Annotated in this window: 14 protein-coding genes; 5 read left to right on the top strand and 9 right to left on the bottom strand. The window is 44.1% G+C overall.

Annotated features, from left to right (window positions below):
* Positions 1-448 precede the first annotated feature (448 nt).
* The gene (locus HKI82_RS20545) at positions 449-820 is read left to right on the top strand and encodes a DUF6404 family protein (RefSeq protein ID WP_240956740.1); all 372 of its coding nucleotides are present in this window, start codon (positions 449-451) and stop codon (positions 818-820) included.
* Positions 821-834: 14 nt separating this feature from the next.
* Positions 835-1,176 (top strand): hypothetical protein, encoded by a 342-nt coding sequence (locus tag HKI82_RS16120; RefSeq protein ID WP_102969586.1) that lies wholly within the window; start codon positions 835-837, stop codon positions 1,174-1,176.
* Between the two features lie 56 nt (positions 1,177-1,232).
* On the opposite strand, the gene HKI82_RS16115 is transcribed toward HKI82_RS16120, so the two are convergent.
* The 4 genes from HKI82_RS16115 to nrdD form a co-directional block, all read right to left on the bottom strand.
* Complete coding sequence (locus tag HKI82_RS16115) at positions 1,233-1,931, bottom strand: ATP-dependent zinc protease family protein (RefSeq protein ID WP_102942188.1); 699 nt, start codon at positions 1,929-1,931, stop codon at positions 1,233-1,235.
* 28 nt (positions 1,932-1,959) lie between these two features.
* A complete protein-coding gene (locus tag HKI82_RS16110; RefSeq protein WP_171138546.1) occupies positions 1,960-3,141 on the bottom strand; it encodes an amino acid aminotransferase in 1,182 nt (393 codons plus the stop codon).
* A gap of 127 nt (positions 3,142-3,268) precedes the next feature.
* Complete coding sequence (gene nrdG, locus HKI82_RS16105; protein WP_171138545.1) at positions 3,269-3,736, bottom strand: anaerobic ribonucleoside-triphosphate reductase-activating protein; 468 nt, start codon at positions 3,734-3,736, stop codon at positions 3,269-3,271.
* An 18-nt stretch (positions 3,737-3,754) separates the two neighbouring features.
* Positions 3,755-5,875, bottom strand: a complete 2,121-nt coding sequence (gene nrdD, locus HKI82_RS16100; protein ID WP_171138544.1) for an anaerobic ribonucleoside-triphosphate reductase — start codon at positions 5,873-5,875, stop codon at positions 3,755-3,757.
* Positions 5,876-6,183: 308 nt separating this feature from the next.
* Here nrdD and HKI82_RS16095 point away from each other — a divergent pair, with 308 nt between their 5' ends.
* Positions 6,184-7,080 (top strand): endonuclease/exonuclease/phosphatase family protein, encoded by an 897-nt coding sequence (locus HKI82_RS16095; RefSeq protein ID WP_240956739.1) that lies wholly within the window; start codon positions 6,184-6,186, stop codon positions 7,078-7,080.
* Between the two features lie 135 nt (positions 7,081-7,215).
* Here HKI82_RS16095 and HKI82_RS16090 read toward each other — a convergent pair whose 3' ends face one another.
* From HKI82_RS16090 to HKI82_RS16070, 5 genes are all read right to left on the bottom strand, one after another.
* Positions 7,216-10,383 carry an efflux RND transporter permease subunit gene (locus HKI82_RS16090; protein WP_171138543.1) on the bottom strand — a complete coding sequence of 1,056 codons (3,168 nt, stop codon included), beginning with the start codon at positions 10,381-10,383 and terminating at the stop codon, positions 7,216-7,218.
* Between the two features lie 2 nt (positions 10,384-10,385).
* A complete protein-coding gene (locus tag HKI82_RS16085; RefSeq protein ID WP_102942183.1) occupies positions 10,386-11,390 on the bottom strand; it encodes an efflux RND transporter periplasmic adaptor subunit in 1,005 nt (334 codons plus the stop codon).
* Positions 11,391-11,504: 114 nt separating this feature from the next.
* Positions 11,505-11,963 carry a YeeE/YedE family protein gene (locus tag HKI82_RS16080; RefSeq protein ID WP_171138542.1) on the bottom strand — a complete coding sequence of 153 codons (459 nt, stop codon included), beginning with the start codon at positions 11,961-11,963 and terminating at the stop codon, positions 11,505-11,507.
* Between the two features lie 99 nt (positions 11,964-12,062).
* Complete coding sequence (locus HKI82_RS16075; protein ID WP_102942182.1) at positions 12,063-12,482, bottom strand: YeeE/YedE family protein; 420 nt, start codon at positions 12,480-12,482, stop codon at positions 12,063-12,065.
* A 38-nt stretch (positions 12,483-12,520) separates the two neighbouring features.
* Entirely contained in the window at positions 12,521-12,823 is a 303-nt protein-coding gene (locus HKI82_RS16070) for an ArsR/SmtB family transcription factor (protein WP_102942181.1), read from the bottom strand.
* A 156-nt stretch (positions 12,824-12,979) separates the two neighbouring features.
* Between HKI82_RS16070 and HKI82_RS16065 the strand changes: the two genes are divergently transcribed.
* Both HKI82_RS16065 and HKI82_RS16060 read left to right on the top strand, forming a co-directional pair.
* Positions 12,980-13,165, top strand: coding sequence for a YgaP family membrane protein (locus HKI82_RS16065; protein WP_102942180.1), 186 nt, complete (start codon positions 12,980-12,982; stop codon positions 13,163-13,165).
* 68 nt (positions 13,166-13,233) lie between these two features.
* Positions 13,234-14,931 carry an FAD-dependent oxidoreductase gene (locus tag HKI82_RS16060; protein WP_102942179.1) on the top strand — a complete coding sequence of 566 codons (1,698 nt, stop codon included), beginning with the start codon at positions 13,234-13,236 and terminating at the stop codon, positions 14,929-14,931.
* Positions 14,932-15,212: the final 281 nt, after the last annotated feature.

Genomic DNA, 15,212 nt, shown 5'->3' with positions numbered 1-15,212 from the left:
CTATTCACTCAACAGTAGGAACCCAAAATGAAACGAGAAATACCGTTTTCCAATGACGTATGGAGTTTGAAAGATATATTAACTATGCTAGCTGGATATATTACGCTCACTGTTGTTCTTAACTTTATTTTTGATACTTACACGTCGATAGAATCATTAGTCATCACCTCAGTCATTATGATCGCGGTTTATAGCATTTCAGCAAGATTCAGAAAAAGCCATTTATCCGTTTCCGATAGACAAGTATATCTTTATCAACTTCCCGCAACGTTAAAATACAAAAGCTCTATATTTGGCAAGCCCTACATCCAGATTACCTCACTCACGGAATCGGGGTATCACAGACTTAATATCAAACAACACGAAATAGCGCCAAAGGATTGGACGTTTCTTTTTAATCAATGCTCATCCAATCTGCCTAAATAAGTACCTACTTGAAGAGGTAAATATGGAAATTTCAGAATTTATTAAACTGTATTTAATAGAGAAAGGTGTTCCTCGGGATCTCACCAAACCACATATCGATATTTTTTCTCGATGGTTCGCCAATTCAAGTAAACCATTAGTTTTCCAGTCACCAATCAAAACCTTCTTTAAACAGATGCCCCTTTATAGTCTAACGTGGGGCTCACTAATGTGGTTTACCTCATGGTCTAATTCCCCTGAAGAATGGATAACCTATATTGTCAGTTCTTTGCTATTTGGAGCAATATTGGGACTGTATCACCCTTGCCGGATACATATGGCACATAAGAAGCTAGGAGCTATAAGCTGGGAAGAGTGGTGCTCAAGCAATTATGGTTTTACCCACCCCGACTAACCAAGGATGTAACAATGCAAATCTCTTCGCTTACTGAAATATTAACCATTCATGGATACAATTTTCAATTTGATCAAGGTAAGTACAAAGTGAAGCTAGGCGGTATAGCCAATAAAGTGACTGTATCCTGGGACTTAAGTCGCGAGTGCCTCAACTACTCATATGGACAAATACTTACACCTTCACTGACCATGCTTTGGGCAATGATTTCCATGTATAACATCACAAATGGCGAACTGGTTAGTGCTGTTTTATTCTCAGGTTTAACAATATTAGGCTCTCTAGTAACCATCATTACTGAAATAAAAGTGACCGAGCTGAAAAGGATATTAACTCCAGCTATACCCTTTCAGTGATTCACAAAAAAGCCAGCTTTCGCTGGCTCTTCAAAAGTTAAAAGTTATACGAAAACTTACTTATGTTTTGGCTGAATGTACTTACGGCTTACATCCACCAGCGCAACATCTTTAAAGAAGCTGCGACCTAGCAACACAGGGAAAGTCAGGTGGCTTCTGTCTGTAAGAGTAAATTCAGTATATTCTTTCAAATCACCGATTTGGATCCACGCCATAACAACAGCACGACGTTGTGTGCCTTCTGCACTTGACTGACGGATATCAACCCAACGCTCAACAGGTAAAGCAAACTCTTTGCTCATCACATCGTCGTGTGCAATCTTGAATTTTACCCAGTCTTTGCCGTCACGCTCGAATGGTACAACGTCGACAGCACTCACTGAAGAAGTTGTCGCACCTGTATCAATACGTGCACGGAAGTTCTCTTTTAAGCCCGTAACATAAACCCACTCTTGCTCCCCAAGAATCAAACGACCATCCGCTGTCTTCTTGGCGTCAACCACTACCGGTGGCTTAGGATCCGGCTTTGGTTGTTGTTCAGGTCTTACTTCCGGCTTAGGTTCAGCAATAGGCTCAACCTTTGGCGTTACGGTTTCATATTTACTAAGGTCTCTTTCTGGTTGAGAAACCTCTTGTTTAGGTTCTTCAACTTGAACAGCTTGATCCTTTGCATCACCTTCGTTAGGCGTTGTAGAGCAAGCCATTAATCCGCCACTCAGCATCAAAGGAATTAAAAATTTCCACTGTTGTTTCATTCGTTCACCTACTCAAACTGAAAAATATCTATAAAACTTTCATTATCGCATCCGCCACATAAGGGATGTCTTTTTCTGTTAAACCAGCAATGTTAATACGACTATCAGCAACCCCATAGATACCGAAGTCTTCGCGTAGTCGTAACATTTGCTCTGCTGTTAAGCCTAGCATAGTAAACATACCTTTGTGGCTTTCTATGAAATCAAATTGTGAAGTATTGTGTTGATTTCTCAACTGGTTACATAAACTTTTACGAAGACTTAACAGACGCTGTTGCATTTCAACCAACTCATTCTTCCAAATTATGGTTAATGAATCGCTTTGTAATACAGTTTTTACTAAAGCTGCACCGTGGTCAGGCGGCATCGTGTAGGTGGTGCGCGCTAAAGTCAGCAGTTTCCCCCTAGCATTGGTTGCTTCTGTCGCATTTTTTCCCAGCACCATTGCAGCCCCAGTACGTTCGCGATAAAGGCCAAAGTTTTTTGAACATGAGGTCGTAATCAGCATCTCTTCTACACGCTCTGCCATGTAGCGAATACCTTTTGCATCTTCCTGTAGACCATCACCAAAGCCTTGATAGGCAATGTCTACAAAAGGCATAAAACCATTTTTCTGTGCCAGTTCCGTTATCGCCTGCCAAGCCGAAAAATCAATATCGGCTCCCGTTGGGTTGTGACAACAACCATGCACAACAACTACATCTTTTGGCCCAGCATGCGCCAAGTCCGCAAGCATGCGATCAGCGTTCACCATTTTGGTCTTTTGGCTAAAGTAGCTGTAAAACTTCACTTTAAGCCCTGCAGCTTCCATGATTGGTTTGTGGTTGACATAGCTAGGGTCTGTTAGCCAAACCGTTGTTTCTGGCTGAGCAAAATGCATGAGATCAGCAAGCATACGCAATGCCCCACTGGCACCCGGAGTCTGAATTACAGAGAGTCGATCACGCACAGGCGTATCACCCAACACCAAATCAACCATGCACTGGTTGAACTCTTCGCATCCTGCAAGGCCAACGTACGACTTTGACTTCTGTGTTTTCGCCACAATATCTTGAGCTTGCAAAATTGCTTGCATGATTGGCGTTTCGCCCGAGCTATTTTTATAAACACCAATGCCTAAATCGACTTTTTCAGCGCGAGGATCTTCGCGGAAAGCCGCCGACAGAGAAATGATTGGGTCAAGAGTTGGAGCAGTTAAATGAGAGAACATGAAAGTCACAGCCTTTTGAAATTCAAGTGATGAGTTTCAAAGTAACACTATCGCTGAAACGGCTCAAGATACTTGTTTATTGGCAAGTTATTAGCTCCTAAACCGGAGCTAATCATTAAAACTATGCTTAAGATTTGAGGTAGTGGATAACTTGATTACTGCTGCCTCGCCAATCTAGGCTCGGGTCGGCAAGATCTTTGATAAATTTGCCATCTATCAGCACATCAATGTATTCCAATACCTGTTTTTGCGCTTCGCTCAGTTCCGAGAGCAGATAACCCGTCCATAGCCAGATATCTTTACCGCTGCATTCTTGCTTAACACGTTTCACCAAATGAAGAATGGCAGAAACGTTTTGCGGATGCAGAGGATCACCACCGGACAACGACAAACCACGTTTCGGTATGCGGGTATCGTTCAAGTCCGCAATGATGCGATCTTCTAAATCTTGAGTATAGGGATGACCAGAGCGCAAAGACCATGTGCTCTGGTTATAGCAACCTTTACAGTTGTGTTCGCAGCCGGAGACAAACAGTGTACTGCGTGTCCCCGGTCCGTTGACCACATCAATAGGATGATATTGGTGGTAGTTCATTGCTCAATCGTATTTCGTTTATAGGTGCTTAACGCGACGTTTAACTTCTTCTTGTTTACCGAAGTTGAACGGACGAGCATCAGGGCTACCCAAATAACCACATACACGACGAGTGACTGATACTTTAGACGAATCATGGTTGCCGCACTTCGGACATACAAAGCCCTTGCTGGTACATTCAAATTCGCCATTAAAGCCACAGTCGTAACACTCATCAATCGGTGTGTTTGTGCCGTAATAAGGCACTCGAGAGTAGCTGTAATCCCAGACGTTTTCTAACGCTTCAATATTGCGTTGCATGTTCGGGAACTCACCGTAACAGATAAAGCCACCGCTCGAAATTTCTGGGTAAGGCATCTCAAAATCGATCTTATCGTATGGGTTTACTGTTTTTTGCACATCCAAGTGGAAGCTGTTGGTGTAATAACCTTTGTCAGTGACACCTTCAATAACACCAAACTCTTTTGCATCGATACGGCAGAAGCGGCTACATAAGTTTTCGCTAGGTGTACCGTACAGACTAAATGCATAACCTGTTTCTTCTTTCCATTGGTCAACGGCTTCACGCAAGCGTTGGATAATATCAATTGCGTGTTGACGCAGAGTTGCATCGTCATACACATGCTCGTCCGCACCAAACAGTGCAGTGATCGTTTCATGCACACCGATATAACCAAGAGAGATGGATGCGCGACCGTTTTTGAAAATCTCAGTAATGGAGTCGTTAGCTTTTAGACGAACACCACACGCGCCTTCCATATACAGAATTGGAGCAACACGAGCTTTCACTTTCTCTAAACGGCTGATACGAGTTTCAAGCGCACGGCGAGCCAGTTTCAGTTTACCGTCCAACAGTTCGTAGAACTTATCTAAGTCACCATTCGCTTTCAAAGCAATACGAGGCAGGTTCAAGCTCACTACACCAAGGTTGTTACGACCTTCGTGAACAAGCTCACCATTTTCTTCGTATGTATTCAGGAAGCTACGGCAGCCCATTGGAGTTTTAAATGATCCCGTAACCTCTACTACTTTGTCGTAGTTGAGAATGTCTGGGTACATACGTTTAGACGCACATTCCAGCGCAAGCTGTTTGATGTCGTAGTTTGGATCGGCTTTCTTGTGGTTCAAGCCGTCTTTAATCGCGAATACCAGTTTAGGGAACACCGCTGTTTTGCGGTTTTTACCCAAGCCCGCTATACGGTTTTTCAAAATAGACTTCTGAATTAAACGCGATTCCCAACAAGTGCCTAAGCCAAAACCAAACGTTACAAATGGTGTTTGTCCATTCGCCGTGTGAAGTGTGTTTACTTCGTATTCGAGAGACTGGAATGCGTCATAACACTCTTTCTCGGTACGAGCTTTAGCAAACTCTTCAGGGCTGTGAATGTCCCACTCTTTAGCGATTTCTAAATGTTTCTCGTAGCTCGCGGCTACGTAAGGCGCAAGAATTTCATCGATACGGTTGATTGTAGTACCACCGTAGATATGGCTTGCAACCTGAGCGATGATTTGAGCCGTTACCGCTGTCGCAGTCGAAATTGATTTTGGTGTATCAATTTCCGCATTACCCATTTTAAAGCCGTGTGTCAGCATGCCCTGCAAATCTATCAGCATACAGTTAAACATCGGGAAGAATGGTGCGTAGTCAAGGTCATGATAGTGAATATCACCTTCTTCATGAGCCTGAACGATGTCACGAGGCAGGATGCGAGTTTTCGCATAGTGCTTAGCAACGATACCTGCTAACAGGTCACGCTGTGTTGGAATCACTTTGCCATCTTTGTTGGCATTTTCGTTTAGCAGATCGGCGTTGCTTTCTTGAATTAAGCCTTCAATTTCTCTGGTCAATGCGCTTTGCTTTTCACGAGAAATATCGCGGTCATGGCGATACTCAATGTATGAACGAGCTAATGCTTTGTACGGACCTTGCATTAGCTCGTTCTCTACCATCGTCTGAATTTCGGCGATGTGAACTTCTTCGTAATCTTTCAATTTCAGTTCAACAGCAAGTGCTACATTAAGAGCGTAAATAGCCAACTCTTTATCCACATGATCTGCGGCACTTTCAACTGCAGATTGAATACGATCCCTGTTAAACGGGGCTTTAGAGCCATCACGTTTGATCACGATAGGTTTCAAAATTTCTCCTTACCCCAGCATACTCACAGACTTATCCACAAACACACTATATAGGGCTTTTTATTATCCAACTGACACTATATGTTGTGGCGTATTTAACCTCCGACATCAAGTTGGAGTATTGATATAGATCAATGGATTTGGACCACCGAGCAGAATTGATTCAAACTTACAGCTCAAGATCTCAAACTTGTAAGAAATGCTGCAAACCGCAAAAATTGTGATATCCGTTGTTGATTTTTTAGGAAGCCTGATAGATTAAGCGCTGCCAAAATCTCGATAAAAGACACGACACAAGGATTGAAAAAATGCGCCTATTTTATGCTCTATTTGTAAGTGTGATTTCCTTAGTGATACCACTCACTGCGCATGCTGAAAAATTAACCATGAGCACTTGGAATATGGAATGGCTCACCGTCAATCCAAACCATAATGTCTATGAAGGGAAGCGAAACAGTGACGATTTTTCTGCTCTGAAAGGCTATTTTGAGAAACTCAATGCGGATGTAATTGCTTTTCAGGAAGTCGATAGCATCGACGCTTTTAAGCGAGTAAGCCAACCCGAATACACTATCGTTCTGTCTGACAGAAAGATGCCGAAATATGCTAGCCACCAGTTTTCAGACATCAATCAATACACGGGCTTTGCCATTCGTAATAACGTGCCTTTTTCTGATCCCAAAGACATAGACTTGTACGGCAAAGCGAATCACAAACTAAGATTTGCTTCTTATGTCATTCTCTACCCCGATAGTGCCACACCTGTTCATGCGCTTTCATTACACCTCAAAGCGGGTTGTGTAGGGAAATTCTATTCTCAGAAAGAGACTTGTCAGACTCTGTTAGCACAAGGAAAAAGTCTGAACCGTTGGATTAAAGAGCGTGAAAAACAGGGACAGGAATATGTGATTATGGGGGATTTCAATCACAACCTGAGCTTTAAAGGCGACTGGTTGTGGCAAGAGTTTACTCAGGGTTTGAAACAGAAACCTGAACTGGCAACCCTCAATACTCAGGCTTCATGCAAGGTTCGCAAACGTAATGATGCTTCACAGCTGCATCAGTTTCGCTCGGTGATTGACCACATGATTGTCAGCCCTAAACTGAACGCAACGCCGCCCAAACAAATGGTCTATAAAGACCAAGATGCGCTCAACTACCACTTAAGTGATCACTGCCCTATTGTGTCTCAGCTCAACTGGTAATGGATAACTGGTGATGACAGAGACAGTAATAGCAGATACGGCGATTCAAAAGTGATAAACACAAAAATGCCTCACTCTGTATTGGCTTACATTGTGAGGCATTAACACAAGCTTACTGACTACAAATCCCTATACCTAAACAGGACTTTTTTCGAAGCGTTTTCTCATCACTACGTAGTATAGGACAGGGATAACCAACAAGGTCAAAATTGTTGATACAAATATCCCGAAAATCAAACTAATAGCCAAGCCGTTAAAGATCGGGTCATCTAGAATAAATACCGCGCCTATCATCGCAGCCAGCGCCGTCAACATAATAGGTTTGGCACGTACCGCCGCCGACTGAATCACCGCTTCTGAGAACTCGATACCCTCTTCCACTTGTTGATTGATAAAGTCCACCAGCAAAATCGAGTTACGCACGATAATACCGGCTAAGGCAATCATGCCGATCATTGAAGTTGCCGTGAACTGTGCGCCTAATAGGGCGTGCCCCGGCATCACACCAATAATGGTTAGCGGGATTGGCGCCATGATGATCAACGGCACTAAATACGACTTAAACTGCGCTACAACTAATAGGTAAATCAAAATCATACCGACAGCGTAAGCGATACCCATATCGCGGAAGGTTTCATAAGTGATTGTCCACTCACCATCCCACAGAATAGAAATGCCGTTTAAACCATCTGGCTGATTGATGTAGTACTGATCAACAGCCATTGCTTTGTCCAGTTCACTGCCCACGTTAAACATACCGTACAGTGGGCTATCTACGCTTCCCGCCATATCACCAACAACCATGACCATAGGCACTAAGTTCTTATGCACAATGTAATCTTCCATAGGCGTTTGACGAACCGTTACCAAATCAGACAGTGGATAAGCGCTACCCGTCATGCTGCCCACTTTCATATTCAGCACTTGTTCTAAACGCACTTTTGCTGTTTCACTCGCCTGAATCTGAATTGGAATCGGGTACTTGCTGTGCTCACTGTGCAGATAAGTCACAGGTTTTCCGCCAATCGACGTTGCCAAGGCATCAACAATCGAAGCATAAGGCACTTGGTAGTGAGACGCTTTGCTTCTGTCGATCACTACTTGCCATTTCTGATGCAGCTCTGGCAGGTACATGTCAACATCGACAATATCTTGAGTAGTGCGGAACACTTCTCTGACTTGTCTTGCGGCTGCATTACGAATCTCCGGTGTTGGGCCATAAACTTCCGCCAATATCGGAGACCAGACAGGAGGACCCGGTGGTACTTCAACCACTTTCACCTTACCACCAAATTTATCTGCAACAGCTTTTAATACAGGGCGAATGGAGCTGGCGATTTCATGACTGTCTCGATCACGCTCTTTGCGTCCGGCAAGGTTAACCTGAATATCGCCCTGATTCGCCTGATTGCGCATAAAGTAGTGACGAACCAAACCGTTGAAGTTGATCGGCGCGGCAGTACCTGCATAGATTTGGTAGCTTTCCATCTCTGGCACTTTGTTCAGCTCTGCTCCCATTTCGAACAATACGCGCTGAGTTCTCTCCAGAGACGTACCTTCCGGCATATCCAGCACAACTTGAAACTCTGATTTGTTATCAAACGGCAGCATCTTCAGTACAACCGCTTGGAACACAGGTAGCAGAATAGATCCCGCAATCAAAGCCAGAATAGCCAACAGCAGCATAAAACGATTACGACCCTGATTTTTCGCCGTCACAAACGGAGTCATGATGCGATGGAATATAGAGTTGGTTGCGCCACCTTCTTGATGACCATGCGCCGCGGGTTTTAAGAAATGCCCAGCCAGCCATGGCGAAACAATAAATGCCACCGCTAATGAAATCAGCATGCCCATTGATGCATTAATTGGAATTGGGCTCATATATGGCCCCATCAAGCCAGACACAAATGCCATAGGTAAGAGTGCCGCGATGACCGTTAATGTCGCGAGAATGGTTGGCCCACCAACTTCATCAACCGCTGGTGGGATCAACTCGCTCAGCTTTTGCTTACCCATTGCCATATGTCGGTGAATGTTTTCCACCACCACAATCGCATCATCGACCAGAATACCGATTGAGAATATCAGAGCGAACAATGAGACTCGGTTGAGTGTAAAACCCCATGCCCATGAAGCAAATAGCGTGATCATCAAAGTAACCACAATTGCTAAGCCTACAACTGCTGCTTCGCGCCAACCCATGGTTAGTACCACCAAGATAACCACCGCAGTGGTCGCAAACGCAAGTTTACCAATCAGAGTGTTACTTTTATCCGCGGCGGTTTTACCGTAGTCACGGGTAATATCAACATCAATACCTTGAGGAATAAGTTGGTTTTCTAACTCAACCAAGCGAGACTCGATAGCGTTCGCTACATTTACCGCGTTTTCACCACCTTTTTTGGCGATCGCCAACGTCACCGCTGGATAAATACCTTGCTTATCACTGGTCCAAACATTTTGCGTTGGTGTGTTGACCCCAAATTTCACAGTCGCGATATCTTCCAGATACACAGGAGTATTGTTGTGTAAGCCAACAACCAGTTGTTTGACTTCTTCCACACGAGTGAGAAACTGACCGACTTGAACCGGAAATTGTTGGTTATCATGAGTGAGTGACAGCATGGTCGAACTTGAATTCGCTGAAGGCAGATGCTGATTCAGTTGATCAAGCGTGATACCAAAGCTGTTCATTTTCACCGGGTCAAGACGCACATCAACGATGGTGTTGTGCCCACCCACAGTGTAAATATCGCGAGTACCATCAATGCGCTTCAGTTCGGTTTCTAAACCGTGGGCGACTTGAGTCAGCTGTTGCTGATCAAACTCACCGCTCTTATCCGCCAAAGTGATGGTCACAATAGGCACATCTTCAATGCCCTTGGGTTTAATAATAGGTTCACCTACCCCAACACCTTGAGGCATCCAATCCTTGTTGGAATACAGTTTATTGTAGATACGAACCACAGCGTCATTGCGCGTTACACCAACATCAAATATGGCAACAATCATCGTGCCGTCAGGCTGAGAGAACGAATAAATCTTGTCTATACCCTGAATTTCAGAGATCACTTGCTCCGCAGGCGTGGTTACTAAGCTTTCAACCTCAGCAGGAGAAGCGCCGGGGAATGGAATATAAACGTCTGCAAATGTTACATCTATTTGAGGCTCTTCTTCTTTCGGCGTCACAATGACCGCGAAAAGCCCCATCAACAGCCCGACTAAAGCGAGCAAAGGTGTCATAGCAGAATTTTGGAAGGCCGCGGCAATGCGACCCGAAATGCCGAGTCGTTTGTCCATAATTACTTACCTTCTGCGTTTAGAGCGGTAGTCGAAATGACATCGCCTTCTTCAAGGCCAGACAACACTTCGGTGTAATCGCCATAGGTTTGTCCTAATCGCACTGGATTAAGCACTCGGCTGTCATCCTGAATTCGGTATACAGAACTCAGCTCGGCTCTGCGAACCACTGAACTGTTCGGAATCAGAATCGTGTCTCTGTTGCCGTAATGGAATTCAGTCTTCACCCACATGCCCGGAACAAAAGTCGAGATATCTTCGGGTAAATTCAGACGGATTTTAAAGGTGTGAGATTGCGGGTCCGCATAGCTGAACAAGCTGTACTGCGTTGGAAGTATACGTTCACCTTGAGGCGAAACGACTTCAAATTGAGCAACGTCAGACACTGCGGGTTGATAGCGTTGAGGAATTTCAGTCTCAACACGAAGTTTGTCAATCGAGAAGCCACTGACAAGCGGGGTTCCCGGAGCGACGGTTTCACCCAGTTCAACGTGTCTTTGAGTTACGACACCGTCATAAGGCGCGGTCACACTGGTATAACCAAGAGATTCTTTGGCCTGAGCAACCGCTGCTTGAGCAGACTTCACCGCTGCAGATGCACTGCGAGCTCTTGCTTCAGCAGAATCCATCACGTCTTGTGAAATAGCACCTTTGGGGAAAAGTTGACGATAGCGTTTCACTTGCGCTTGAGCTTCCCTGTCTTGTGCAATCGCACTTGCCAACTGAGCCTGAGCAGCATCTAAAGAAGCGGATTGCTGAACAGCGCTGATTTCCAACAGCACTGTTCCTTTTTTCACATAGTCATTCACATCGACATTTAAGCCAACAATGCGGCCCGATGTTTGTGAAGCTACCGTACCCTGATTAATGGGCTGAACCACGCCATCAAGTTGCACAACTTGCGCGAGTGACTCACTCTTTACGATGTAACGTTCACTGGCTTGTTCTGCGTTCGCATAGCCAGTGCTTGCGAGTGCCGCAGCAATACTCAAAGTTAACCATCTCATAAGTCACTCTCCTTAGTGCTTAGATACCGCTCGCTACTATTTCATTTATCTAAGTTTCGTTTGTATAAGTCGCTACCTATACTCGATTCCTATACCACTAATAGCATAGTGTGATTAAGCTGTTTGTGATTCAGCATGTTTACTATTATTAATACAGATCAATAAGTTCGTTGCACCTAGACCAACCATCATGCAAGCGAAGAAAATCCAAGCACCAGAGTTACCCAGTGCTAGGCTTGAAACCACAGGTCCCGGACAAATACCCGCAATACCCCAGCCCAAGCCGAAGATCGCCGCACCGCTAAGTAAACGACCATCTACTGTTTTGTTCGTGGCTAAACAGAATGTTTCAGCATTCACTGGCTTTTGTTTTGGTTTAATCAGTAAGAAGTAAGCAGGCATAAACACCATCAGTGCGCCACCCATGACAAACATCAAACTCGGATCCCAATTTCCAGCGACATCAAGGAAACCCAACACTTTTGCAGGGTCTGCCATGCCAGAAATGATCATACCAATACCAAACAACACACCCGCCAACAGAGACGTTAATCGAAACAACATATTATTCATTTGAATGCACCTATCAGTTTTAAACAAACCCAGTCCTTAAACCAATCTGGTTTTTAACTCACTGAGTTTTAAGCTTATTTTTAACTCTAAAAGCTAAAATTAAAGAACATGGAAACGGACAAACACCGTTGCTGCTGCTACTGCCATAAATACGCAGGTAGCGACAATAGAACGTTTAGATAAACGCCCGATGCCACAGATACCATGTCCGCTAGTACATCCGTTACCTAAACGGGTACCAACGCCAACTAATAGACCCGCAATTGCGAGCATCGCACTACTTGTTTCGAACTGAACCGGAGCTTCACCACCGAGCATCAACGCAGCCAGTACACCACCAGAAATCATCCCCAAAGCAAACAATAGTCGCCACGCGAAATCCTTCGTTTTTGGTGTCATCAAGCCAGTTAAAATACCGCTGATACCTGCTACTTTCCCGTTCATTAGCAACATCAATGTCGCTGAAATACCTAATAGAATGCCTCCTGCCAAAGATTCCCATGGAATGGAAAACGCCATAACTACCTCTATAAGTTAAAGTTTTTAATTTAAAATTATTATCCACAAAATGTCGTTTGTAGACTTTGAATCAGTTGTGTTACACGATTGTCTGCGAGCGAATAAAACACTTGTTGCGACTCTTTACGAGCCTTAATAAGACCATGTTTACGTAACACGGTTAAGTGTTGAGAAAAAGCAGACTGACTCAATGCTGAGCCTTGTTGCAACATACCCACACCGACTTCACCTTTCGTCAGTTGGCATAAAACCATTAAGCGCTCTGGATGCGCCATAATTCTTAGCAGTTCAGACACTTCCGCTGCATTTTGCTTCATTGTATTAATGTTGACAGCTTCCATCGTCTTACCCTCATTTAACTCGATGAATTAGATTCTACTAACAAAACTACATTAGTCAATTCTTATTTAGCAATTATAAAATTAGTTAAATTAACATTAGACATTTCTAATTAAAGATTCTATAGTGAGCTCATTAATCCAACGGAGGGTAATAATATGACTATTGAAAACGGTGTAAGAGTATTAGCGGGCAGTATGATACTGATCTCAGTAATTTTGACTGCATTCGTCCACCCTAACTTTGTTTGGTTGACGGTATTTGTTGGTGCCAACCTGATTCAAAGTGCCTTCACAGGGATATGTCCAGCAGTTTATTTTCTGAAAAAATTAGGCTTACGTTAGTTGCTCGTCATAAGACTGACAAATTGCTTTGTTAGCCTTTCGAGCCAGAACAAAACTTGGAGTAAATTATGACTAAGATCGTGATCATTGGTGGTGTTGCAGGTGGTGCTTCTGCCGCGGCTCGTGCTCGTCGTTTAAGCGAAGATGCACAAATTATTATGTTTGAACGTGGGCCGTTCGTCTCTTTCGCCAACTGCGGATTGCCATATCACATCGGTGGAGACATCAAAGAACGCGGCAATCTTCTGCTTCAAACGCCAGAGAGTTTCTTAGCTCGCTTTAACGTTGATGTTCGCGTAATGAATGAAGTGCTCCGCATTAATCGCGCAGAAAAAACCATTACTGTGCGTAATCTTCTCGATCAAACTGAATACACAGAAAGCTATGATTTTCTGCTTCTAAGCCCAGGTGCGGGTCCGATTGTTCCGCCAATTCCGGGGTTAGATAACCCATTGACGCATTCACTGCGCAATATTCCAGATATGGATAGAATTATCCAAACGATTAATACCAACCAAGTTGACCACGCAACAGTTGTCGGTGGCGGTTTTATCGGTTTGGAAATGATGGAAGCGTTCCATCAGCTTGGTATTAAAACCACGTTGCTAGAAATGGCAGACCAAGTGATGACACCTGTAGATCGTGAAATGGCGGGTTTTGCTCACGCAGAAATCCGCGCTAAAGGTATCGATTTACGTTTAGGCACGGCATTGAAAGCGGTTGAATTCAAACCAACAACTTCACTAGCGAGCATGGACTCAGGTCAGAAAGAACACCAACACATAAATGGCTCGCTTGAGCTAACACTGAGCGATGGTGAAACTCTCACTACTGATATCTTAATTATGGCGATTGGTGTGCGTCCTGAAACCAAACTGGCGTCAGAAGCGGGTCTGCAAATCGGTGAGCTTGGTGGTATTTACACTAACGATTACATGCAAACCAGCGACCCATCTATCTACGCTGTGGGTGATGCTATCGAAGAGAAAGACTTTGTGACGGGCAAACAAACTATGGTTCCTCTTGCAGGACCTGCAAACCGTCAAGGTCGTATGGCAGCAGACAACATGTTAGGTCGTAAAGAAACTTACCAAGGTACTCAAGGTACTGCGATTTGTAAGATCTTCGATTTGGCAGTCGCTTCAACCGGTAAGAACGAGAAGCAGCTAAAACGTGAAGGCGTTGAATACGAAAAAGTGTATGTACACACGGCCAGCCACGCGAGCTACTACCCAGGTGCTGAAGTGGTTTCGTTCAAAATGTTGTTCGATCCTAAATCAGGCAAAATCTTCGGTGCGCAAGCGGTGGGTAAAGATGGCATCGACAAACGTATCGACGTGATGGCTGTTGCTCAACGTGCAGGTATGACAGTAGAGCAGCTACAGCACTTAGAGCTGACCTATGCTCCACCATACGGCAGTGCGAAAGACGTCATCAACCAAGCGGCATTCGTGGCAAACAACCTAATCAAAGGCGATTCAACTGCGATTCACTTTGATGAGATTGATAACCTTACAGAAGACCAATTGTTGCTGGACGTTCGCAACCCAGGTGAACTACAAAACGGTTACCTACCAGGTGCAGTTAACATTCCTGTTGACCAACTTCGTCAACGCATGAATGAGCTGCCAAAAGACAAAGAGATCATCATCTACTGTCAGGTAGGTCTGCGCGGAAACGTGGCGTATCGTCAGTTAGTAAACAACGGTTACAAAGCACGTAACCTACTTGGTGGTTACCGTACTTACCTGTTTGCGAAAGCGTAAGTGAATACAAATTTCTATTAAGTAGATCTTGGCCAGCACTACACTGCTGGCTTTTTCATTTTTTATAAGGATGGATACGTCAAAACGTTTATAGACCCTAAATTGTACAGACACTAGTAGATACAATTACAGCGACGAAATAATAGAATCTAAAACTTCTAATTACTGAACAAAACAAGAACTATTTTTCTCGATTGAACACTACGACCTCATACTGAGTATATATGGCTAATAGCTTTTAAGTACTGTTAGGATAGCTGTCTTTTATTGGCTAAATAATA

Origin of the sequence: Vibrio plantisponsor, from assembly GCF_013041605.1 — a bacterium.
GTDB lineage: Bacteria > Pseudomonadota > Gammaproteobacteria > Enterobacterales > Vibrionaceae > Vibrio > Vibrio plantisponsor.
This window is presented reverse-complemented; position numbering and strand designations above follow the sequence as displayed.

Bases quoted from the DNA above. Each gene is read 5' to 3' on its own strand.
- HKI82_RS20545 (WP_240956740.1), top strand. From the start codon at position 449: ATGGAAATTTCAGAATTTATTAAACTGTATTTAATAGAGAAAGGTGTT.
- HKI82_RS16120 (WP_102969586.1), top strand. From the start codon at position 835: ATGCAAATCTCTTCGCTTACTGAAATATTAACCATTCATGGATACAAT.
- HKI82_RS16115 (WP_102942188.1), bottom strand. From the start codon at position 1,931: ATGAAACAACAGTGGAAATTTTTAATTCCTTTGATGCTGAGTGGCGGA.
- HKI82_RS16110 (WP_171138546.1), bottom strand. From the start codon at position 3,141: ATGTTCTCTCATTTAACTGCTCCAACTCTTGACCCAATCATTTCTCTG.
- nrdG (WP_171138545.1), bottom strand. From the start codon at position 3,736: ATGAACTACCACCAATATCATCCTATTGATGTGGTCAACGGACCGGGG.
- HKI82_RS16095 (WP_240956739.1), top strand. From the start codon at position 6,184: ATGCGCCTATTTTATGCTCTATTTGTAAGTGTGATTTCCTTAGTGATA.
- HKI82_RS16090 (WP_171138543.1), bottom strand. From the start codon at position 10,383: ATGGACAAACGACTCGGCATTTCGGGTCGCATTGCCGCGGCCTTCCAA.
- HKI82_RS16085 (WP_102942183.1), bottom strand. From the start codon at position 11,390: ATGAGATGGTTAACTTTGAGTATTGCTGCGGCACTCGCAAGCACTGGC.
- HKI82_RS16080 (WP_171138542.1), bottom strand. From the start codon at position 11,963: ATGAATAATATGTTGTTTCGATTAACGTCTCTGTTGGCGGGTGTGTTG.
- HKI82_RS16075 (WP_102942182.1), bottom strand. From the start codon at position 12,482: ATGGCGTTTTCCATTCCATGGGAATCTTTGGCAGGAGGCATTCTATTA.
- HKI82_RS16070 (WP_102942181.1), bottom strand. From the start codon at position 12,823: ATGGAAGCTGTCAACATTAATACAATGAAGCAAAATGCAGCGGAAGTG.
- HKI82_RS16065 (WP_102942180.1), top strand. From the start codon at position 12,980: ATGACTATTGAAAACGGTGTAAGAGTATTAGCGGGCAGTATGATACTG.
- HKI82_RS16060 (WP_102942179.1), top strand. From the start codon at position 13,234: ATGACTAAGATCGTGATCATTGGTGGTGTTGCAGGTGGTGCTTCTGCC.